Source organism: Streptomyces sp. NPDC004126, from assembly GCF_050275515.1.
GTDB lineage: Bacteria > Actinomycetota > Actinomycetes > Streptomycetales > Streptomycetaceae > Streptomyces.
Genome location: NZ_JBNNPF010000011.1, coordinates 89,026 through 109,543 on the forward strand (window position 1 = coordinate 89,026; position 20,518 = coordinate 109,543).

Here is a 20,518-nt window from a genome sequence, read left to right on the forward strand (position 1 = left end):
GACGCCGCAGAAGGTCTGCGCGAGCGCGTACCAGACCGTGGACACGGCCCTCCGGATCGAAGCCCCCGAAACCTGCCCTCCCCGGAGGTCAGGGCGGGAGCGCACGGGCCGATCGGATCAACCCGTGACGGGCAGGCACTCGGAGAGCAGGTCGACGATGTCACGCCAGGCCCGCTGGGCGTGCCGTGGGTGGTAGCCGACGCCGGGAGGCGTGGGGTGGTCGACCGGCGGGTGGTGGAAGGCGTGCAGGGCTCCGCCGTAGACCACGAGGCGCCAGTCGACGCCCGCGGCCTGCATTTCCGCGGTGAACGCGTCCCGTTGCGCGGGCGGCATGATCGGGTCTTCCGACCCGACCCCGGCCCATACCGGGCAGCGGATGCGTGCCGCCTCGCCCGGCCGGCCCGTGGTCACGGCGTTGACCGTCCCGATCGCGCGCAGGTCGACGCCGTCGCGGCCGAGTTCCAGTGCGACCGCGCCCCCGGTGCCGTAGCCGATGGCGGCGGTCCGGCGGGGGTCGGCCCGTGGTTCGGCACGCAACACGTCGAGCGCGGCGTGGCCGATGCCCCGCATCCGGTCGGGATCGGCGAGCAACGGCAGGCAGCGGGCCAGCATTTCCTCCGGGTCGTCCAGGTAGCGTCCGCCGTGGAGGTCGAAGGCCAGCGCCACGTACCCCAGCTCGGCCAGGGCCTCGGCCCGGCGGCGCTCCACATCGCCGAGCCCCATGCCCTCGGGTCCGATCAGGACCGCGGGCCGACGCCCGGCACCGGCCGGGAGCGCGAGGTGCCCGACCATCGTCAGGCTGTCGGCCGGGTATTCGACCGTACGGGTTGTGACCGTCGTCATGCGACGCGACGGTAATGGCCGTCGAGCCCGCTCGGACCGGTGTTCACTGATGGCAGACGGCGGTCTGTCCCGACTGCATCACCCGGACGCATGAGCGGATCAGGCCGGCCCTGTCGCCCGGCGGCGTTCGGCGTGGCGCGCGACCCGGGCGCGGTTGCCGCAAGACGGCTTGCACCAGGCCTGTCGCCCGTGGCTCCGCAGGAAGTACCGCACGCAGCGCGGCGCCGAGCAGGAGCGGAGCTGTTCGCGCTGCGGCCCGGCCAGGAACTCGATCGCGGCCCGGGCCAGCGCGGCGAGCACCCGGTCCCGCACCCCGGGCTCGGAAGCGGCCCCCGCCCCGGCCCCGGACGCGGCGGCAGCCGGGTGCAGGGCTGCGGAGGAAGGTCCGGCGGCTGGCCAGGCCAGCTGCGGAACGACGGGTTCCAGTGCCGCCGCCGCGTTGAGCGCGGCCACCGCCTCCGCAGCCGGCATCAGCCGGCCGGCGTCCGCCGCGCTCGGCGGCGCCGGGCTGACCGCGCGGGCGAACAGGGCCCGCACCGCCCTTCGCAGCCCGGTGACTTCCTGCCGCAGACGCTCATCGACCGGCAGTCCCGTCGGCAGACCGCCCGGCAGCAAGTCCGACTGCTCGTTCAGCCAGACCGCCAGGCCCTCGACTCCCGCCAGGTCGTCCGCGACACCCCCCGCCCCGTCGTGCCGGATGGTGCTTGCCAGCTCCAGCGCCAGCCAGCGCTCCACAGTCGTCTCCGCTCTCACGCCCTTGCCCGCTTCCCTCCGTACACCTTAGGGTCAGCCTCGCTAACGGTAAATGAAAAAATTCCATTAGGGGGAGCTGGAATGACTCTGCTGCTGGCCCAGATCAGCGATCTGCACCTGGACGGCACCCCGCGAGCCACCGCACGCGCCGCGCGCGTCCTGGAGCACCTGCGGAGCCTGGCCCGGCCCGTGGACGCCCTGCTGGTCACCGGGGACATCGCGGACCACGGAACCGAGGCCGAGTACGAGGAGGCCGCCCGCCTGCTCGACCTCCCGTTCCCGGTCCTGACCTGTCCCGGGAACCACGACATCCGGCCGGCCTACCGCAAGGCGCTGCTCGGGGAGGCCCCCGCCGAGGGGCCGGTCAACCGGGTCCACCACATCGGCGCCACCGCCGTCCTGATGTGCGACACCACCGTCCCCGGCCACGACCACGGCCTGATCGACACCGAGACCGCGCAGTGGATCGACGCGACGCTCGCGGGACTGCCGGACGGCGTTCCGGCCCTGCTCGCCTTCCACCAGCCGCCGGTGGACGTGTACCACCCGCTGCCCGACGCCAGCCGGCTGGAACAGCCGGAGCGGCTGGCCGCACTGCTCGACGCGCACCCCCGGGTGGCCGCCGTCCTCACCGGCCACGCCCACACCGCCGCGGCCTCGTCCTTCGCCGGGCGCCCGCTGATCATCGGCCCGGCGGTGACCTGGACCCTGCGCCTGCCCTGGGAGGGCGAGGCACCGGCCGACCGGGACCAGCCGCCCGGCCTGGCCTTCCATCTGCTGGACGGAGACCGGCGGCTGACCACCCACTTCCGCGTGGTGCAGTGACCCGTGCCCGACCACCCGTACGTCCATCCGTACGCCCTGGCCGGCTTCCGGGCCGCGGTGAGCCGGGTCACCGCGGTGGCGCTGATCGGCCTGGGAGTCCGTACCGCCGCGACGGCCTGAGGCCGGCACGCCGTCAGCGAGACCGGCGGCGGTCCTCAGGGGCGAGCCGGGCGGCACCGCCCGTTTGTCCACCGAACGCGCGGGTAACGGGGCGGAACCCGCCCGCATTTGATAGATGTGGGTTGGTTGGCGTCCTGCGGGGCCTGGAGGGGGTGGGGTGATGGGGCTACTGCCCACCACGCTGTGCAGGTGCCGGTTGTGCAAGGCGGACGAGGACAGCGGTGAGGCGCGCACGGTGGTGGTCGTCGAGGGCGGCCTGTCGGTGACCTGGCACCTGCTGGACTGCCCGCACTACCAGGCCGATCGGGTCCTCGCCGGTCGCGAACCCTGAGCCGTCTTCCACCGGTGTGCCCGACCGGAAGCCCGGACACAGGCACGCTCCAGCCCGACCCGACCCGACCCGACCCGACCCGACCGCGCCGCGCATACCTCACCCGGCACGCGAGAGGCTTCACACGATGGCGTGAACGTCACCGCCCGGAGGCTGTCCGCGACCGCCTGGACGGCATGTGCGCGACGGCTTGCGCGCGGGCGCCGACCCTACACTCCACGCACATGTCCCTATGGCTGCTCAACCACTTCAGCACCTTCACGCTCGCCGTCGTCGCGGTCGGGGGAACCGTCCTCCTGGCCGTCGGCGGCAGCGTGCTGCTGCGCCGCAGGCACCCCTCGCTGGCGGGCGGCGAGCACAACGACATGGTCGGCGTGACCCTGGGGATGTTCGGCGCCATCTACGGGATCATCCTCGCCTTCGTGATCGTCACCCTGTGGACGCAACTGGACGACGCCGAGACCATCGTCGCCAACGAAGCCACCAGCGCGGCACTCATCACACGCGACGCCGCCGCGTTCCCCCAACCGGTGCGCGCCCGCCTCGACTCGGCCATGAGCGGCTACGTCCACGCGGTCGTCGAAGACCAATGGCCCCGGATGCGGCAGGGCAACCCGAGCTACGGCGCCACCGAAGTCCACCTGCAGAACGCGTTCCGAGTGCTCCAGACCTACGTCCCCCAGAGCCCGGCACAGCAGGTGTTCTACGAACAGGCCGTCGACCACCTCGACGACGTCGCCTCCCAGCGCCGCGCCCGCATCACCATGGCCCGCCAGGAACTGCCACCGCTGCTCCAAGCGCTGGCCTTCGGGGGCGCCCTGGTCCTCATCCCCCTCACGTTCCTCTACGGCCTGCGCAAGCTACGGGTCCAGATCCTCTTCGTCGCCTCGGTCGCCGGACTGATCGGCTTCAGCCTGCTCCTGGTCTTCGTCCTGGACCGCCCCTTCTCCGGCGACCTCAGCGTCAGCCCCGCCCCCTACCGGGAAGGGGCTCTCGCCCGGTACTGGGCCCCTTGAACCGCGGCGACGACGGAAGCATCCGGTCCAGCCACTTCGGCAGCCACCAGTTGGCCCGGCCGAGGAGCGTCATCGTCGCCGGTACCAGCACCATGCGTACGACCGTGGCGTCGATGAGGATCGCGGTGGCCAGGCCGAGCCCGAACATCTTGGCGGAGGGGTCGTCGGCGACGGCGAAGGACAGGAAGACCGCCACCATGATGAGCGCGGCCGACGTGATGATCCTGGCCGTACCCGCGATGCCCTCCACGACCGCCGTGGCGTTGTCGCCGGCGCGCACGTATTCCTCACGCACGCGCGAGAGGAGGAACACCTCGTAGTCCATCGACAGGCCGAACAGGATGGCGAAGAGGAACATCGGGATGAACGACACGATCGGAACCGTCGCTTCCAGCCCGATGAGGGAGCCTCCCCAGCCCCACTGGAAGACCGCGACCATGACCCCGTAGGCCGCGCCGATGCTCAGCAGGTTCAGCAGTACCGCCTTCAGCGGTACGAGTACCGAGCGGAAGACCAGCATCAGCAGCAGGAACGACATCGCCAGCACGGCGGCGACGAACGCCGGCAGGCGCTGGCTGGTGCGCCGGCCCACATCGGCCAGGCTCGCGGCGGCACCGCCGACGTGCGCCCTGGCCGGGCCGTCCCCGATCGCCGTGGGCAGCACCTCGCCGCGCAGCCGGGCGAGGGTGTCGGCCGTGGCCCCGTCCTGCGGGCTGGTGGTCGGGAACACCACGAGGGTCGCGATGCCGGTGTCCCGGTCGACGTGGGCCGGCGCGACGGACGCGATGCCCGGATCCGCCGCGACCGCCCCGACGAGACGGTCCAGCACGCCCGGATCACCGGCGGGGTCGGCGGCGATGACGAGGGGACCGTTGGTGCCCGGCCCGAACCCCTCGGCGACGAGGTCGTACGCGCGGCGCTCGGTACGGCTCCGAGGCAGCGACCCGTCGTCCGGCAGGCCGACGTGCAGGCCGAGCACCGGCAGCGTCGCCGCCAGCAGCAGCCCCGCCGCGCCGGCCGCGTACGGCACCGGGTACCGGCTGACGTGCCCGATCCAGCGACGCCACCCGGCGGCGGGGACGGCGCCCGCCTCCGGGTCCCGCCGCCGCCCGAACCGGCCAGGCCGCCCCGCCCGAAGAGCCCGCGCGATCCGGCCGGCCCGGCCCAGGCGCGGGCCGGCCGCGCCGAGGAAGGCCGGCAGCAGCGTCACCGACGCGAGCACCATCGTCAGGACGACGATCGAGACGGCGACCCCGCCCACCGTCATGAACGGCACGTTCGCGACCGCCAGCCCGAGGATCGACACGACGACGGTGCCCCCGGCGAAGACCACCGGCCGCCCCGCCGTCGCCACCGCGCGACCGGCCGCCTCGTGCGGATCGAGCCCGCGCGCGAGGTACTCCCGGTGCCTGGCGAGCACGAACAGCGCGTAGTCGATGCCCACTCCGAGCCCGACCATGCTGCCCAGCACCGGTGCGAAGGCGGGCACGTCCGTCACCCGCGCCAGAACCGTCATCGTGGCGACCCCGACGGTCAGCCCGAACACCGCCATGCCGATCGGCAGCGCGGCGGCGACGAGCGAACCGAACGCCAGGAACAGGACCGCGGCCGCGGCGAGGAGGCCGATCAACTCGCTCACGCCGCCGTCGGGATCGGAGAAGGCGTAGAAGAGGCTGCCGCCCATCTCGACGCGCAGGGGCAGTTCGGCGCGCAGCCGGTCGCCGAGTCCGACGAGGGCGTCGAGGTCCCCGGCCGACAGCCGGCTCTGCTCGGGGTACTGCACCCGGACGACCGCGATCCGCCCGTCGGCCGAGACGAGGCCGCCGCGCACGGCGGTGTCCCCGCCCGCGCCGAGCGCCCCGGCCGGATCGCTCGCGCCGAGCACGTGCGGCAGCCGCTCCACCTCGGTCCGCAGCCGGGTGAGAGCGGTGCGCGCGCTCTCGTCGCCGAAGAACGTCGCACCCTCGTCGAGGGGGGTGACGACCAGTTGGGCGGTCATCCCCTCCTGGCCGGTGCCGGCCCGCCCGATCAGTTCCGCCGCCCGCTGGGAGTCCAGCCCCGGAGCGGTCATCGAGTCCGCGGTCCGCCCGCCGAAGGCGACGGCGGCGAGGACGGCGAGCACGGCGGCGACCAGCCATGCCGCGATCACCCGCCAGGGATGGCGGGCGGCGCCTGCGCCCAGGCGCAACAGGGCTTTCGAGAGCATCGGGTCCTCCAACCACCTCGTCGGCCGTCCTTGTACGGCCGCCGATGCCGAGGCTCGCCGCCACGGCGCTCCACGGCATCGGCCCGCGGGCCGCGGATCCGTCGGCCCCAAGTCGGAGTGAGAACCCGTCCTTTCGGCCGATGCGCGGCGCGGCGCGGTCCCTAGGCTGAGTACGTGCTGCGAGACGACCTGCGAACCCTGTGGACCGAACCCCGGCCGCCCGGCGCGCCCGCCCGGGTGCGGCGGGACTGGGCGCTGCTCGCCGCGGGCCTCGCCGGTGTGGCGCTGGAGGCCGCCCTGCGTGAGGACGTCGTGTGGCGGCCGGTGGCGGTGGTGTTCGCCGTGTGGCTGTGCCTGCTGCCCCTGTGGCGCCGGACCCGCCCGCTGGCGACGGTGACGCTGGCGTTCGGTTCGGTGGTCCTGCTTCCGGTGGCCTCGCTCGTCGCCGCGCCGCGCGAGCAGCCCGTCGGCCTCTACACCGACGCGGTCGTGCTCGTACTGGTGTACGCGCTGCCGCGGTGGGGATCGGGACGCGAGGTCGTGCTGGGCGGCGCGGTGATCCTCGCGGCCGGCGCGCTGTGTTCCGCCATGGACGAGACCCCGGTCGCCGAGAACGCCGTGGGCCTCGCCTTCCTGCTGCTGCCCGGCGTGCTCGGGGCCGCCGTGCGGTTCCGGGTGACCGCTCACGAGCGGCAGCTGGAGCAGGTGCGCTCCCGCGAGCGCGAGCGGCTCGCCCGGGAACTGCACGACACGGTGGCCCACCACGTGTCGGCCATGGTGATCATCGCCCAGGCGGGCCGGGTGCTCGCGGGCACCGACCCGTCGGCCGCCGTCGAGGCGCTGGAGGGGGTCGAGGAGGAAGGGGCGCGCACGCTGGAGGAAATGCGCGCCATGGTCGCCGCGCTGCGCGACCGCGGGGTCGGCGCCGAGCTGGCGCCCCCCGCCGGAGTCGCGGACCTGGAGCGCCTGGTGCGCACCCCGGGCGGCCGCCTCCGGGTCGACCTGGGGCTCGACGGCGAACTGGACGCGCTGCCCCCGGCCGTGGACGCGGCCGTCTACCGGATCGTGCAGGAGTCGGTGACCAACGCGCTGCGCCACGCGGTCGACGCGACCGAGCTCGTCGTCCGGGTCGCCGCGGAACGGCACACGGTACGGGTGAGCGTGCGCGACGACGGCCGGCGCACCGGCCGGGGCCGCGACGGATACGGACTCACCGGACTGCGCGAGCGCGCGACCCTGCTCGGCGGGACACTACTGGCCGGCCCGGGTACCGACCGGGGCTGGCACGTCGAAGCCGAACTGCCGAGAGCGAGGAGCGAGAGCGGTGCCCATTCGCGTCCTCGTCGCTGACGACCAGACGATCATCCGCACCGGGTTGCGGATCATACTGAACGCCCAGCCCGGCATCGAGGTGGTCGGCGAGGCCGCCGACGGGGGCGAGGCGGTACGTCTGGCCCGCGAACTGCGCCCCGACGTCTGCCTGTTCGACATCCGCATGCCCGTACTCGACGGGCTCGAAGCCACCCGGCTGCTCGCCGGCCCCGGCGTCGCCGACCCGCTGGCCGTGGTCGTGATCACCACGTTCGACCTCGACGAGTACGTCTACGGCTCACTGCGTGCCGGCGCCCGCGGGTTCCTCCTCAAGGACACGGGGCCGGACCTCCTGGCGCAGGCCGTACGGTCGGCGTCCGACGGCGAGGCGCTCATCGCGCCCAGCGTCACCGTCCGCCTGCTCCAGGCCTTCGCGGACCTGCCCGCCGGCCGGCCCGCGGCCCAGCCGGTCTCCCCGGTCACCGCCCGCGAGGAGCAGGTGCTCCTCGCCGTCGCCCGCGGGCTGACCAACACCGAGATCGCCGACGCACTGCACATCAGCCTCAGCACGGTGAAGACGCACCTGGCCAGCCTGATGGCCAAACTCGGCGCCCGCAACCGGGTCGAGATCGCGATGTGGGCCTACGAAACGCGCCGCATCCTCCCCGGAACCTGAGCCGGGTGCCGGGCCTGCCGCCGAAGAGCCCGTCGGGCCGCCGCGTCGGTCCGTACTCGTGGGGCCGACTCACGGGAGGCTGGCGGCATGCGGAAACTGATCTACGGCATGAACGTGACCCTGGACGGCTACATCGCCGCGCCCGGTGACGACATCGGCTGGAGCGTGCCGAGCGACGAGCTGTTCCGGTTCTGGTCCGACCAGCTGCTGGCGACCGAGCTGTCGCTGTACGGGCGCAAGCTGTGGCGGACGATGAGCTCGTACTGGCCGACCGCCGACCGGCAGCCCGGCGCGACCCCGGCCGAGATCGAGTTCGCGCGCCGCTGGCGGGACATGCCGAAGGCGGTGTTCTCCTCGACGGTCGGCGAAGTCGACTGGAACACCCGCCTGGTCACCGGCGACGCGGTCGCCGAGATCACCCGGCTCAAGGCCGGGGACGGCGGCCCGATGGACATCGCCGGCGCGACACTCGCCGGCGCGGCCATGCGCGCCGGGCTGATCGACGAGTACGTGCTGGCCACCGCGCCGGTCCTGGTGGGTGGCGGCACGCCGTTCTTCACCGCGCTCGACAGCTGGGTGAACCTGAACCTGGTGGAGACGCGGACGCTGCCCTGCGGGGTGGTCCTCACCAGGTACGAGACGAGGCGCTGAGCGCCCGTCGTACGGATCAGTGCTCGCAGAGGGAGAACTCCCGTTCGTAGAGCTGCTCGTTGTGTTCGGCGACGAAGAACTTCCGTTCCTGCATGAGCTGTTCGCGGTACTCCACGGCCTGCGAGAGCGTCATCGTGGAAGTGGCGGCCCACGGCTGCTGCGGCGGGACGTCGGAGGTCGAGACGATCGTCGTCGAGGGGTCGACCAGGAAGAAGGCGAGGATCTTGCGGTGCCCCGGCCGGGTGGGGTCCGCGAGGCGGAACGAGCCGACGCGGTGCTGCAGGATGTTCGGGAACGCCAGGCAGCGGCCCGCCGGCGTCGCCGCCGATCCCAGCACCTGGTTGAGCGCTTCCTCGTTCTCCAGGCCGTAGACCTCGCGCACCCCCTCGTCGTCGTTCTGCTCGTAGTCCGGGTCGTCGAGCGCCGCGCGGAAGCCCAGGCTGCTCTCGGTGATGTTCTCGCCGTCCCAGTAGTAGATGCCGGTCGACACGATCCGCTCGTTCAGCATTCCCTCGACGTGCCAGGAACCGCCCGCGTACTCGGGCCGGTCCGGGGTGAGGTGGATGGTGGCGAGCTTGACGATCACCTGGAGGCGGCGCCCGCGCAGGTCGACCCGCGCGGCTTCGTCCGGCAGCGCCGGCGGGGCGAAGTCCGGCGCGTCGGGGACGACCGGGCGGCGGGTGTCCCACCAGATCTCGTGGGCCTCCTCCCACGCACTGCGCGCGTCCGCGTAGGCGGCGTCGTCACTGAAGGACGACTTGACCGGATACTCCGGCTCCGAGTCGTACCACCCGTAGGGATCGGCCTCGATCCGAGGCGGCCGGGGATGGCGCAGATCGGTGAGGACGTTCTCCCACAGCGGCCGCATGCGCGCGAAGACGTCCGGCAGGACGGCGGCGAGCTCGCGATGGGCCTCGGGATGGACGTTGTTGACGTACGAACGGAAGACGGCACCGCCCTCGTCGCCGACCTCGACGTCCGTGGGCAGCCACTGGAACTTCTCCGAGAACTCGTGCTTCGAGTAGTGGTTCGTGGGGTTGCGCCAGGCCTCCTCGGGGCCCCCGCTCACCTCTCGCACCAGGCAGAACAGTGAGGGGTGCACCAGGTCCAGCACCTGCCCGTCCGATCCCGGATGCCAGTCCCGTTCCGCTTCGGGGACCTCCTCCAGGGGCCGGACCGCCTCGCGCAGCCGGGACCGGAGCTCTTCGTCGACCAGGGTGTCCGACTGCCACACCCCGTCGACGGCGGACACCTCGATGCCCGTCCGCCCGTCCCGCAGCCCGGCGTAGTGCCCGAGTTCAGCCAGCACGTACCGGACCTGTGCCTCGGTGAGCCCCTGGGCGACCGCCTCCTGCCGCCACCGCGCCACGATGGCGGCATCGTGCATCTTCTCGAACCACCCCGGCTTCGCCCGGATGTGCGCGCTGCACTCCATCATCTCCAGTTCCCGCAGCGTCCGGGCTTTCGCGAACGCGATGGAACGCGACGCTTCGAAGGGCAGGGGGAAGGCAGGCAGGCCGGTCAACTCTGATGATCCCAACATTCGGCGAGCGGTGCCGGAAGGATAGCCCAGCGCACCGACACCCCGGCCGTACCCCAGCCCGAGGCCGTCACGGCCTGAGCGGCCCCGTCGCTCACGCAGGGTCCGGCAGGTCCACGAGGGCGAGCTTGGCCGGGTCGGTGACGGCCGTGATGCGGGTGATCCGGCCATGGGTGACGGTGAACGCGAGGAGTGAGAGCGGGGAGCCGTCCGCGTGCCAGGAGATGACGCCGGGGGAGCCGTTGACGAGCGCCGGCCGCCCCCGCGCGGCCGCGCCGGCGGCCGACTGCGCGCCGGCGGCGACCTTGGTGGCGCCGAGGACGACGATCTCCCCGGCCGGGGCGTCGACGGTCAGCCTCACCTCCGGGTCGAGCAGCCGGAGCAGTGCCTCGAAGTCACCGTCGCGGGCCGCGGCCAGGAAGGCGTGGACCACCTCCCGATGCCCTGGTTCGACCACGGGCGGCCGTTCGGCGGCCCGCACCTTCCTGCGGGCGCGACTGGCCAGCATCTTGGCGGCCGCGGGGGACTTGCCGAGGATCGTGCCGATCTCGTCGAACGGCACGGCGAACAGGTCGTGCAGGACGAACGCCAGCCGCTCGCCCGGCCGGAGCGATTCGAGGACGACGAGGAGCGCGAGCCCGACCGAGTCGGCGAGCACCGCGTCCTCCTCCGGCACGGGGCCGTCGTCGAGCCTCACCACGAGCTCGGGCAGGCGATCCTGATAGGACGCCACGGGGCGGGCCCGGCGCGATCGCAGGACGTCGAGGCTGATCCGGCCGACCACCGTGGTCAGCCAGCCGGCGAGGTTGTCCACGGCCGCGGCGTCCTGGCGGGAGAGCCGCAGCCACGCCTCCTGCACGACGTCCTCGGCGTCGGCGTGCGAGCCGAGCATCCGGTGGGCGACCGCCCGCAGCCGGTCGCGCTGGGACTCGAAGACCTCGGTCACCGGGGTCTGGGTGCTGCTGTCGGACATGTTGTTACCTTCCTCGGATCCGCGCCGTCATGGGTGATGACGGGCCCCGAGGGGCTCAGGTAACCGGAACCCCTGCCGGAAGGCAGAGGCGGACATGCGGAAGGACGACAGGATGCTGACCAATGTCATGTACGTGACGCTGAAGGTGACGGATCAGGACCGCGCGTTGAGCTTCTACACGGAGCGGCTCGGCCTGGAGAAGCGCATCGACCATCCGGGCCCGGACGGCCGTTTCCTCACCGTGGGCGTTCCCGGAAGTCCGCTCGAGATCATCCTCTGGCCGCACGCCGCGGCCGCAGGGCAGCGGGCCGACGTGCAGCCGGACTCCGTGCCCGGCCCGATCTTCCTGGAGTCCGACGACCTGTGGGCGGACTTCAAGGTGTTCCGCGAGCGTGGTGTGGGGTTCGACGCACCGGAACCGGTGGAGTACCCCTTCGGGATCCGTATCGAGGTGGTGGACCCGGACGGCAACCGCATCGCACTGCGTGAGCGCGGCCGGGCGGGCCGGGGCAACGGCTGACCGGCGCAAGCCCCGGCGTGGCCCTGGCACGCCGGGGCCACGCGGGCCACGTGCCCCGAGGCCGGCTCAGGGCCGGTCGACGGCGAAGGCCCGCGCGGGGTCCCGCGTGACCGGTTCGAGCCGTAGCGTCCGGCTCGGCCACGGCGGTGGCTGCGCCGCGCCGAACCAGAGCCTGAGGTCCTGCCCGGTGCGGACCGGCAGGCGCGGGTAGTCGTTCTCGGCGTGCTCGGTGCGGTGCAGGGCGTGGCCCGGGCCCAGGTGCCGGGCGGCATACCTGTCGAAGGCGGTCGTCCCCGACGGACGGCAGATGGTGGCGAGCACCTCACGAGCACCGGGCGCGGGCGTGAAGCCGGGCCCGCGCAGCAGCAGGACGTCGTCGCTGTCGACCATGGTGGCGTTGGCCGCCTCCCGGTGTTCCCGCCAGACCGGGCCGGAGTAGAAGGACTCCAGTGAGCGCCGACGGCGCGCCATGTCGGGGAACGACCGCAGCCAGACGAAGCGGTTCGGGTCGTCCAGGTCGCGGAACCGCCCGCCGACGGTGATGCCGACCGCCTGCTGGCCGGTCACGAACTCGTGCTCGAACAGCTCGATCAGGGTTTCCCGGGCTCCGGGACGCAGGGTGTACTGCCGGAGTTCGACGATGCTCATGCGCGGGCCCACCCGTTTCGGGCGCTCTTCGTCGGTGTCGTAGTCGTTCATGCGCCGCAGGTTAGAGACGGTCCCCTGACATCTCCTGTCAGTGGACGGATGCGGATACTGGGCGGCATGCGCGCGAGCCGGCTGGTCACTCTGCTCCTCCTGCTCCAGAACCGGGGCCGGATGACGGCCCGGGAACTGGCCGAGGAGCTGGAGGTGTCCGTCCGTACGGTCTACCGGGACGTCGAGGCGCTCGGCGCCGCCGGCATCCCGCTGTACGGCGCCGCCGGACACGCGGGCGGCTACCGGTTGGTCGGCGGTTACCGGACCCGGCTCACCGGACTCACGGCGGACGAGGCGCAGGCCGCCTTCCTCGCCGCGCTCCCCGGCGCCGCCGCCGACCTGGGGCTGGGGGAGGTGCTCGCCACCGCTCAACTCAAGCTGCATGCCGCCCTTCCGGCGGAGCTGCGCGAGCAAGCCGGACGCATCCGCAAGCGCTTCCTGCTCGACCCGCTCGGCTGGTACCGCGACGCCGACCACACGCCCTGTCTGGCCCCGGCCGCCGCCGCGGTGTGGGAGCGGCGGGCAGTGGTGCTGCGGTACCGGCGCTGGCGGGCGCCGGAGGAGATCGAGCGCCGGGTGGAGCCGTACGGGCTCGTGCTGAAGGCGGGCCGCTGGTACCTGGTCGCGGGCGGACGGTCCGGGATACGCACCTACCGGGTCGATCAGATCCTCGGCATCCGGCCGCTGGAGGAGTTCACCGCTCCGGAGGGGTTCGACCTGGCCGCGTACTGGGACCGGTACCTGGCCGACTTCCGCGGCCGGCTGTACACGGGGAAGGCTCTGGTGCGGCTCACCCCCGAGGGCGCCCGCCGGCTCGGCGTGAGGCCCGAGGGCGACGGCTGGACGGAGGCCTGGGTGCCGATCGAGTCGGTCGACCACGCCTACGGGGAGTTCCTGCGGCTGGGCACGGACGTCGAAGTGGTGGCACCGGCCGAACTCCGCGACCGCATCGCCGCGACCGTACGGGCGTTGGCCGCCCGATACGATCGCTGACCCGCACTTCCTTCCGGCGGACGCCGGGGTCCGTCAGACGAGGTGGATCGTGAAGCGCCTGGTGACCGGGTCCGGGGAGGTCGTGATGGAGTGGACCGAGCCCCGGGCCTTCTCGTACTTCCCGGTGCCGCCGGTGATCGCGCTGTCGAAGGGGCCCTGGTCGAGGTAGTTGAAGTACACCCCCTGCGTGGTGAGCTGGCCGCCCGGGAGGATGTAGGTCACGAGGCACTGCTCCGCTTCATTGGCGCCGCCCCGGGTGGTGACGCAGCTGCCGTGGGTCTCGCCGATCTGGTGGTCCTCCTCGTCGAAGAGGAGCGAGCGGACGACGACTTGATCGCCCTGCTTCGGGCTGCCGGTGACGACGGGGGGGACGGGGAAGCGCTTCACCTCCTGCACCACGGCCACGACCGTGATGGTCCGGCCCTTGTCCCGGGCCTGGGCGGAACCGGTGTCCGTCGCGGCGCCCGCGACGGAGGTGCAGGTGAGGAGGGTGACCAGTGTGGCCGTGCCGAGGCAGGCCGCTTTGATGGGGCGCATCGTGCGACTCCTGAGGCTTATGTTCTGGAATGACCGGATGGCTAACTTCCATCCGATTTAGGTCGATTCCTTTCATAGCCTCGACTCCGCCGCCGCACGGAGTACCCCGGCACGACCCACCGGCACATCCAGCCTGTCGGACCAAAGTCAGCCGTCGAAGCGGTGGCGGGAGGCTTCGATGTGGCCGAGGTGGCGGTGGGTCCAGTCGCACAGTCCGTCGATGGTCGCGCGCAGGGCCCGGCCCGGTTCGGTCAGGGTGTACTCGACCCGCGGCGGCACGACGGGGTGCACGGTGCGCTCGACCAGGCCGTTGCGTTCGAGCATGCGCAGGTTCTGGGTGAGCATCTTGTGGCTGATGTTCTCGATCCCGTCCCGCAGTTCACTGAAGCGCAGAGTGCGCTCTCCCAGGGCGTCGATGATCAGGAGGGCCCATTTGTTGGCGACGTCCGAGAAGATCTCCCGGGCCAGGGTGTCGGCGCGCCTTACGTCCGCTTCGTTGATCGAGCTGCTGAGCTGCTTGGTTCCCATGAGGTTCCCCAGTCACTGAAAAGTGCGTTCTTCCAGGTCAGCGAAGACTCTCTTACGGTTCCCGAGTAACCACAAGAGAGCACGTGCGTGGCGGAGCGCACGCTCCACGACAAGGAGGTACCGGCATGCCCATCACCCTGGTGAACCCCGGCGGACTGCCGAGGATCGACGCCTACCGGCAGGTGTCGGTCGCGACCGGCTCGAAGCTGGTCTTCGTCGCGGGCCAGGTCGCCTGGGACGCGGACGGCGTCGCGGTCGGTGAGGGGGACCTCGCCGCTCAGGTCGAGCAGTGCTACCTCAACGTCGGTACCGCCTTGGCGGAGGTCGGCGCCTCGTTCGACGACGTGGCGAAGCTGACCGTCCACGTGGTCGACTGGACCCCTGACAAGATGCCGCTGCTCATGGAAGGGATCGCCCGGGCGGCCGCGAAGTTGGGCGTCACCCCGACGCCCCCCGCCACCTTGCTGGGCGTCGCGGCGCTGGACGTACCCGAGCACCTGGTCGAGGTCGAAGCCACCGCGGTCTGCGGCTGAACAGGCCCTGCGCACCCGGGGCCGGATCAGCGCGACTGCGGTAGCCGCAGTCCCTGGAGGAGCAGTTCGACCAATCGGCGGGGGTCGTAGCGCGGGTCGCTGTCGTGGCCGATGCAGAGGTTGCCGATGCCGCGCATCAGCTCGTAGGCCTGCGTGCCGGCCCGGATCTCACCGGCCTCGACCGCGGCGTCGAGGAGTTGCGTGCAGACGGGCACCAGGCGGTCGAGGAAATAGGCGTGGAGTGCGTCGAAGCCGCTGCCGTCCGATTGCAGTGCGCCCGCGAGTCCGTGCTTGGTGACCAGGAAGTCGATGAAGAGCTCCACCCACCGGCGCAGTGCCTCGATCGGCGGGCCGCCATCGGCCAGCAGGTCCGGGCCGGCCGCGGCGCACGCCTCCACCTGGTGGCGGTAGACGGCGGCGACGAGATCCGCCCGGGTGGGGAAGTGGCGGTAGATCGTCCCCATTCCGACGCCCGCGCGGGCCGCGATCTGCCGGATCGGTGCCTCTACTCCCGAGGTCGCGAAGACCTCGGCGGCGGCATCGAGCAGTGTCTGCTGATTGCGCACCGCGTCAGCCCGCCTGCTGCGGGCTGACGTTCCTCCGGGCTTGCCGGCAGTGGGCACCGCACTCTCCTTCCAACGCCTTTGACGATGACGGCCGTTGACGAAACGGAACAGTGCTCCGTATTCTGAAACGGAACCGCGCTCCGTTTGCAGCAGGATAGCCGAACCCGCGGTCCGCTCCTGCCCCGATCCAGCCCTGCCCCGCCCCGCCCCGCCCGCGGCCCGGCCCTGCGCGCCGGGCCGCCCGGGCCCTCGAAGGGAATGCGCATGATGACCGCACCGACGCACACGGCCGACACCCTCGGCTCGCCCACTCCCGTCATCTCCGTCAGCCCGGTCGTGCTGCCTGCTCCCGGCCGAGCCTCGGACCTCCAGGTACGCGTTTCCGCCCCGGTGTCCGGAGACGACCTGCCCGTCATCCTCCTCTCCCACGGCCTCGGCTTCTCGAACAACCTCTCCTCGCTGAACGGCTACGCCCCCCTCGTCGACTTCTGGGCGGCGCACGGCTTCGTCGTGATCCAGCCCACCCACCTGGACTCGCGGACGCTGGGCCCGGACCCCGGCGCCCCCGCGGCGGCCCCTCACTGGCGCACCCGCGCCGAGGACATGACCCGCATCCTCGACCAGCTCGACGCCATCGAGGCCGCCGTCCCCCGGCTCGCCGGACGCCTGGCGCGGAACAAGGCCGCCGTGGCCGGGCACTCGATGGGCGGGCACACCGCGAGCCTGCTCCTGGGCGCCCGGCTCACCGATCCCCGCGACGGACGGGAAGTGAACCTGGCCGAGCCCCGGATCAAGGCGGGCGTGCTGCTGGCCGCACCGGGCCGAGGCGGCGACGCCCTCACCGAGTTCACGGCCGAGAACTACCCCTTCTTCCTGACCACGGACTTCTCCCCGATGACGACGCCCGCCCTCGTGGTCGCCGGCGACAAGGACGACTCCGCCTTCCTGACCGTCCGGGGCCCGGGCTGGCACACCGATCCCTACACCCTCGCCCCGGCCCCCAAGGCCCTGCTCACCCTCTTCGACGCGGAGCACGGGCTCGGCGGGATCTCCGGCTACGACGTCGCCGAGACCACGGACGAGAACCCCGAACGAGTCGCCGCCGTCGCGCGCCTCACCCTGGCCTACCTCCGCACCGCGCTCCACCCCGGTGACCCCTCCTGGCCGTCAGCGCGCGCCGCGCTGACGGCCGGCCCACACCCGATGGGCCGGGTCGAGACCAAGGAGACGGCCTGACCGGGCCGGCGTCCCAGCCCCTGACCGGCGCCGTCCTCACGCCAGGGTCAGGGCCTCGCGCGCCAGCCCGCGCAGCCAGGCGTGGGCGGTGTCGGTGTCATAGCGCTGATGCCACGACAGGTACACCGGTGCCGACGGCAGTTCCAGCGGCAGGGGGAGCACGACCAGGCCGAAATCGTCGACCCCGGAGCGCGTCGTGGCCTCGGGGACGCTGAGCACCAGATCGGAGCCGCGCGCGAACGCCAGCGCGGCCGCTTCCGTGGGCGCGGTCGCCACCACGCGGCGGCCGAGGCCGAGCCGTGCGAGGGCCTCGTCGAGGGCGTTGCCGAAGTTCCCGCGCCGCGAGACGGCCACGTGCTCGGCCGCGGCGTACGCCTGCGCGGTGAGGGTCCTCGCGCGGGTGAGGGGGTGCCCGCGCCGCACCACCACGACGAGGCGGGTCTCGCCCACCTCCTCGGCGCGGACGTCCGGTACGCCCGGGCGGTTCGCGTTCGCCTCCAGGTCGACCTCGCCGCGCCGCAGTCCGGGTGTGTCGACGCCCGATTCCGCGACGAAGCGCAGCCGTACGCCCGGCGCCTGCGCGCGCACCGACGCGAGCAGCGCGGGTCCGCCCAGGGCGACCAGGGAATCGTGCCAGCGGAGCGTGAAAGTGCGCTCCAACGTCGACAGATCCAGTTCACGGCTCGGTGCCAGTACCCCCTGGACCTGGTGCAGCAGCTCGTGCACCTGCGCCCGGACGGCGATCGCATACGGCGTCGGGGTCATCGTTCGGCCGGTGCGCACCAGGATCTGATCCCCCGTCGCGCGCCGGATCCGGCCCAGGCTCCGGCTCATCGCGGGGGCGGTGACATGGAGGCGCGCGGCCGCCCCGGCCACGCTCCCCTCCTCCAACAGCGCGTCGAGCGCGGTGAGCAGGTTCAAATCCAATTGCATGCGAGTAATCCTAGGAGTGCTTTACATGCAGTTGAAGTCAACGGTGCGGCTCCATACCGTTGAGGCGAAGCGCACGACGGAACGCGGAGGCCCGGCCCGCCCGGCCTCACCGACGCCCCTGACCGACGCCACCTCGCCAACCCCACCTCACGACAGGAGCACCACCATGTCCGAAACGCTCCGGACCAAGGCCGTCACCACCTCCGACGCCGACCTGCTCGCCCACACCGTGACCGCCGTACGCACGGCCGGTTCGGCGCTGCGCGAGCGCTTCGGCGAGGTGGTCCGCCACCAGACCCGCGACGAGCTGATGCGCGCGCTCGCCGCCAACGACGACACGGCCCTCGACATCCTGCGCCCCCGCCTCACCCAGCTGCGCCCGGACGCGGGCTGGGTGGAGGACGAACTCGACGGCGGCGCGCTGCCGCCCGGCGAATGGTGGGTCGTGGACCCGGCCGAAGGCAACGTCAACCACCTCCACGCACTGCCGGAATGGGCGGTCACCGCCACCCTCGTGCGCGAGAACCAGCCGGTACTCACCGTGGTCCACCTGCCGTTGACCGGCGAGACCTACACCGCGCTCAGCGGAGCGGGAGCCCACCTCGACGGCCGGGCCCTGCGCGTCTCCCACACCGCGGACCTCGGCCTGGGCATCGTCGCCACCAGCCAGGCCCGGCCGGACGAGGACGAGGAGGTCGTGCGGCGCGTCGGCTCCTCGATCACCGCGATGCTCTTCGACGCACTCGTCGTCCGCACCGCCGTCCCCGCGACCCTGCACCTGGTGGACGTGGCCGCCGGCCGGACCGACGCCTTCTGGCAGTTCGCCGGGGCCCGCGCCGATCTGCTCCCCGGCGCGCTGCTCGTCCTGGAGGCCGGCGGACGGATCTCCGACGCCGAGGGCAACCCCTGGACCCCGCGGAGCGACAGCTTCCTGGCCGCCGCACCCGGCGTCCACGCCGAAGCCGTCGCGACGCTCTCCCGCTGACCCCTGACGAGTACCGGAAGACCAAGAGCAACCAAGAAGAACCAAGAAGAACCAAGAGGAGCGAATCGCCATGAAGAAGATCGCAGTACTCGGAAACGGCCGCGTCGGCGGCAACCTGGCCACCGCCCTCACCCGGACAGGGCACCAGGTCACCGTGGCGGACCGCACGCCGGGCGCCGCCGCCGACGCCGCCCGCACCGCCCGGATCGTCATCAACGCCACACCCGGCGCCGGCTCACTGGAACGCCTCACCGCCCTGCGCGAGGAACTCCGCGGCAAGATCCTCGTCGACGTCTCGAACGCCACCACCGACGGCCCGGACGGGCTGCCCGCCGACCTCCTCCTCCCCGGCTCCAGCCTCGCCGAGCAACTCCAGGAAGCCCTCCCCGACACCCACGTCGTCAAGACCCTCAACACCATGCTCTTCCCGGTGATGACCGCACCGGCCATGCTCACCCGGCCGCCGACCGCGTTCCTCTCCGGCGAGGACCCGCACGCCAAGCAGACCGTCCACGAACTGCTCACCGACCTCGGCTGGCGGAAGGAGTGGATCACCGACCTGGGCGGAATCCAAACCGCCCGCGCCACGGAGGCCGCGATCCTGTTCGTGCCCCACGTCATCCGCTCCGGCGGCCTCGCACCCTTCGCGCTCACCATCGCCCGCTGACCGCCCACCGCACCGCCGCGGACGGCCTCCGTACCCTGTCGGCCGGCCCCGCGCCGGGAAACCCACTGGACAGGACGAGGCCGCCGGCGGTGTGATGGGTCGGCCGCCCGCCGCACCGAGCGGGCCCAGCTTCGGAGGCAACCCTGACGGCACCCATCCGCCCCGAGATCGGCACGGCACTGGTCCGCCGGCTCGTGGACGCGCAGTTCCCGCACTGGGCGGGGCTGCCGCTGCGCCCCGTCGAGCCCGCAGGGTCCGACCACGTGATCCACCGTCTCGGCGAGGACCTCTCCGTACGGCTGCCCCGGCACGCCGACGCGGCCGGCCAGGCGGACAAGGAGGCCCGCTGGCTGCCCCGGCTCGCCCCCCGCCTGCCGCTCGCCGTCCCGCAGCCGGTGGCGGTGGGCCGGCCGGGGGAGGGGTACCCCTGGCACTGGGCGGTCACCCGCTGGATCCCGGGCGCGACCGCCACGGTCGAGGCGCTCGGCGAATCCCGCACCGCCGCCCGCCAACTGGCCGGATTCCTCGGCGCCCTGCACCGCATCCCGGTCGGGTACGGTCCTCCCGCGGGCCTCGGTACCGCCGGTCCGGCAGCCGAGGCGGCCCCGCTGGCCGACCGCGACCGGGACACCCGGGCCGCCATCGCCGCGTCGGCGGACGTCTTCGACGCCGACGCGATGACCCGGCTGTGGGACGCCGCCCTCGACGCCCCGGGCTGGGCCGGCCCGAGGGTCTGGTGCCACGGCGACCTGCACACCGGCAACCTGCTCACCAGGGACGGCCGGCTCAGCGCCGTGATCGACTTCGGCGAACTGGCCGTCGGAGACCCGGCGGTGGACCTGACCATCGCCTTCACCCTGCTCACCCCGCGGACCCGCCCGGTCTTCCGGCAGGCACTCGCCCTGGACGCCGCCGCCTGGACCCGCGGCCGCGGCTGGGCCCTGGCCACCGGCCTGAGCGCCCACACCGCCTACGCCGCGACGGTCCCGCGCGTCGCGGCCCAGACCACCCGGCAGATCACCCAGGCACTGCTCGGCTGACTCGTCGCGGGGCCGTATCGAACGCTCCTGCCCGGT

At 72.7% G+C, this 20,518-nt stretch carries 23 protein-coding genes; 13 read left to right on the forward strand and 10 right to left on the reverse strand.

Annotated features, from left to right (window positions below; translation table 11 throughout):
• Positions 1 to 117: 117 nt before the first annotated feature.
• Both ACQKM2_RS13300 and ACQKM2_RS13305 read right to left on the reverse strand, forming a co-directional pair.
• On the reverse strand, positions 118 to 843 hold the full coding sequence (locus ACQKM2_RS13300; RefSeq protein WP_427709163.1) for a dienelactone hydrolase family protein: 726 nt from the start codon (positions 841 to 843) through the stop codon (positions 118 to 120).
• 99 nt (positions 844 to 942) lie between these two features.
• The gene (locus ACQKM2_RS13305) at positions 943 to 1,578 is read right to left on the reverse strand and encodes a CGNR zinc finger domain-containing protein (RefSeq protein ID WP_427709373.1); all 636 of its coding nucleotides are present in this window, start codon (positions 1,576 to 1,578) and stop codon (positions 943 to 945) included.
• A gap of 99 nt (positions 1,579 to 1,677) precedes the next feature.
• On the opposite strand from ACQKM2_RS13305, the gene ACQKM2_RS13310 reads away from it, so the two are divergent.
• The 3 genes from ACQKM2_RS13310 to ACQKM2_RS13320 all read left to right on the forward strand — a co-directional run bounded on the left by ACQKM2_RS13310 (position 1,678) and on the right by ACQKM2_RS13320 (position 3,888).
• The gene (locus ACQKM2_RS13310) at positions 1,678 to 2,421 is read left to right on the forward strand and encodes a phosphodiesterase (RefSeq protein WP_427709165.1); all 744 of its coding nucleotides are present in this window, start codon (positions 1,678 to 1,680) and stop codon (positions 2,419 to 2,421) included.
• A gap of 280 nt (positions 2,422 to 2,701) precedes the next feature.
• The gene (locus ACQKM2_RS13315; protein WP_427709167.1) at positions 2,702 to 2,872 is read left to right on the forward strand and encodes a hypothetical protein; all 171 of its coding nucleotides are present in this window, start codon (positions 2,702 to 2,704) and stop codon (positions 2,870 to 2,872) included.
• Between the two features lie 224 nt (positions 2,873 to 3,096).
• Positions 3,097 to 3,888, forward strand: coding sequence for a DUF4239 domain-containing protein (locus tag ACQKM2_RS13320; protein ID WP_427709168.1), 792 nt, complete (start codon positions 3,097 to 3,099; stop codon positions 3,886 to 3,888).
• On the opposite strand, the gene ACQKM2_RS13325 is transcribed toward ACQKM2_RS13320, so the two are convergent.
• Positions 3,836 to 6,094: an MMPL family transporter gene (locus ACQKM2_RS13325; RefSeq protein WP_427709169.1), complete on the reverse strand. Its 2,259-nt coding sequence runs from the start codon at positions 6,092 to 6,094 to the stop codon at positions 3,836 to 3,838. The genes ACQKM2_RS13320 and ACQKM2_RS13325 overlap by 53 nt on opposite strands.
• A 174-nt stretch (positions 6,095 to 6,268) precedes the next feature.
• Here ACQKM2_RS13325 and ACQKM2_RS13330 point away from each other — a divergent pair, with 174 nt between their 5' ends.
• The 3 genes from ACQKM2_RS13330 to ACQKM2_RS13340 all read left to right on the forward strand — a co-directional run bounded on the left by ACQKM2_RS13330 (position 6,269) and on the right by ACQKM2_RS13340 (position 8,732).
• Positions 6,269 to 7,444, forward strand: coding sequence for a sensor histidine kinase (locus ACQKM2_RS13330; RefSeq protein WP_427709171.1), 1,176 nt, complete (start codon positions 6,269 to 6,271; stop codon positions 7,442 to 7,444).
• A complete protein-coding gene (locus tag ACQKM2_RS13335) occupies positions 7,419 to 8,081 on the forward strand; it encodes a response regulator (RefSeq protein ID WP_427709172.1) in 663 nt (220 codons plus the stop codon). Before ACQKM2_RS13330 ends, ACQKM2_RS13335 begins: the two co-directional genes overlap by 26 nt.
• Before the next feature lie 87 nt (positions 8,082 to 8,168).
• A complete protein-coding gene (locus tag ACQKM2_RS13340; protein ID WP_427709174.1) occupies positions 8,169 to 8,732 on the forward strand; it encodes a dihydrofolate reductase family protein in 564 nt (187 codons plus the stop codon).
• 16 nt (positions 8,733 to 8,748) lie between these two features.
• Here the strand turns inward: ACQKM2_RS13340 and ACQKM2_RS13345 are convergent, their stop codons facing one another.
• Positions 8,749 to 10,257 (reverse strand): DUF4246 domain-containing protein, encoded by a 1,509-nt coding sequence (locus tag ACQKM2_RS13345; protein ID WP_427709176.1) that lies wholly within the window; start codon positions 10,255 to 10,257, stop codon positions 8,749 to 8,751.
• Positions 10,258 to 10,366: 109 nt separating this feature from the next.
• Positions 10,367 to 11,245, reverse strand: a complete 879-nt coding sequence (locus ACQKM2_RS13350) for a sigma-70 family RNA polymerase sigma factor (protein WP_427709177.1) — start codon at positions 11,243 to 11,245, stop codon at positions 10,367 to 10,369.
• Positions 11,246 to 11,357: 112 nt separating this feature from the next.
• On the opposite strand from ACQKM2_RS13350, the gene ACQKM2_RS13355 reads away from it, so the two are divergent.
• Entirely contained in the window at positions 11,358 to 11,765 is a 408-nt protein-coding gene (locus ACQKM2_RS13355) for a VOC family protein (protein ID WP_427709179.1), read from the forward strand.
• 66 nt (positions 11,766 to 11,831) lie between these two features.
• On the opposite strand, the gene ACQKM2_RS13360 is transcribed toward ACQKM2_RS13355, so the two are convergent.
• Positions 11,832 to 12,464, reverse strand: a complete 633-nt coding sequence (locus tag ACQKM2_RS13360; protein WP_427709181.1) for an NIPSNAP family protein — start codon at positions 12,462 to 12,464, stop codon at positions 11,832 to 11,834.
• 66 nt (positions 12,465 to 12,530) lie between these two features.
• On the opposite strand from ACQKM2_RS13360, the gene ACQKM2_RS13365 reads away from it, so the two are divergent.
• A complete protein-coding gene (locus ACQKM2_RS13365; protein ID WP_427709183.1) occupies positions 12,531 to 13,457 on the forward strand; it encodes a helix-turn-helix transcriptional regulator in 927 nt (308 codons plus the stop codon).
• Positions 13,458 to 13,490: 33 nt separating this feature from the next.
• Here ACQKM2_RS13365 and ACQKM2_RS13370 read toward each other — a convergent pair whose 3' ends face one another.
• Entirely contained in the window at positions 13,491 to 13,994 is a 504-nt protein-coding gene (locus ACQKM2_RS13370) for an allene oxide cyclase barrel-like domain-containing protein (protein WP_427709185.1), read from the reverse strand.
• Between the two features lie 147 nt (positions 13,995 to 14,141).
• Complete coding sequence (locus ACQKM2_RS13375; protein WP_427709187.1) at positions 14,142 to 14,522, reverse strand: winged helix-turn-helix transcriptional regulator; 381 nt, start codon at positions 14,520 to 14,522, stop codon at positions 14,142 to 14,144.
• 125 nt (positions 14,523 to 14,647) lie between these two features.
• Here ACQKM2_RS13375 and ACQKM2_RS13380 point away from each other — a divergent pair, with 125 nt between their 5' ends.
• On the forward strand, positions 14,648 to 15,055 hold the full coding sequence (locus ACQKM2_RS13380; RefSeq protein WP_427709189.1) for a RidA family protein: 408 nt from the start codon (positions 14,648 to 14,650) through the stop codon (positions 15,053 to 15,055).
• A 26-nt stretch (positions 15,056 to 15,081) separates the two neighbouring features.
• Here the strand turns inward: ACQKM2_RS13380 and ACQKM2_RS13385 are convergent, their stop codons facing one another.
• Entirely contained in the window at positions 15,082 to 15,678 is a 597-nt protein-coding gene (locus ACQKM2_RS13385; RefSeq protein WP_427709191.1) for a TetR/AcrR family transcriptional regulator, read from the reverse strand.
• A 210-nt stretch (positions 15,679 to 15,888) separates the two neighbouring features.
• Here ACQKM2_RS13385 and ACQKM2_RS13390 point away from each other — a divergent pair, with 210 nt between their 5' ends.
• Complete coding sequence (locus ACQKM2_RS13390; protein WP_427709375.1) at positions 15,889 to 16,857, forward strand: alpha/beta hydrolase family protein; 969 nt, start codon at positions 15,889 to 15,891, stop codon at positions 16,855 to 16,857.
• A 36-nt stretch (positions 16,858 to 16,893) separates the two neighbouring features.
• Here ACQKM2_RS13390 and ACQKM2_RS13395 read toward each other — a convergent pair whose 3' ends face one another.
• Positions 16,894 to 17,790, reverse strand: a complete 897-nt coding sequence (locus tag ACQKM2_RS13395) for a LysR family transcriptional regulator (protein WP_427709192.1) — start codon at positions 17,788 to 17,790, stop codon at positions 16,894 to 16,896.
• Positions 17,791 to 17,956: 166 nt separating this feature from the next.
• On the opposite strand from ACQKM2_RS13395, the gene ACQKM2_RS13400 reads away from it, so the two are divergent.
• The 3 genes from ACQKM2_RS13400 to ACQKM2_RS13410 all read left to right on the forward strand — a co-directional run bounded on the left by ACQKM2_RS13400 (position 17,957) and on the right by ACQKM2_RS13410 (position 20,482).
• Positions 17,957 to 18,775: an inositol monophosphatase family protein gene (locus ACQKM2_RS13400; protein ID WP_427709194.1), complete on the forward strand. Its 819-nt coding sequence runs from the start codon at positions 17,957 to 17,959 to the stop codon at positions 18,773 to 18,775.
• 70 nt (positions 18,776 to 18,845) lie between these two features.
• Positions 18,846 to 19,442, forward strand: a complete 597-nt coding sequence (locus ACQKM2_RS13405) for an NADPH-dependent F420 reductase (protein WP_427709196.1) — start codon at positions 18,846 to 18,848, stop codon at positions 19,440 to 19,442.
• Positions 19,443 to 19,636: 194 nt separating this feature from the next.
• On the forward strand, positions 19,637 to 20,482 hold the full coding sequence (locus ACQKM2_RS13410) for an aminoglycoside phosphotransferase family protein (protein ID WP_427709198.1): 846 nt from the start codon (positions 19,637 to 19,639) through the stop codon (positions 20,480 to 20,482).
• The last annotated feature ends 36 nt before the right edge of the window (positions 20,483 to 20,518 follow it).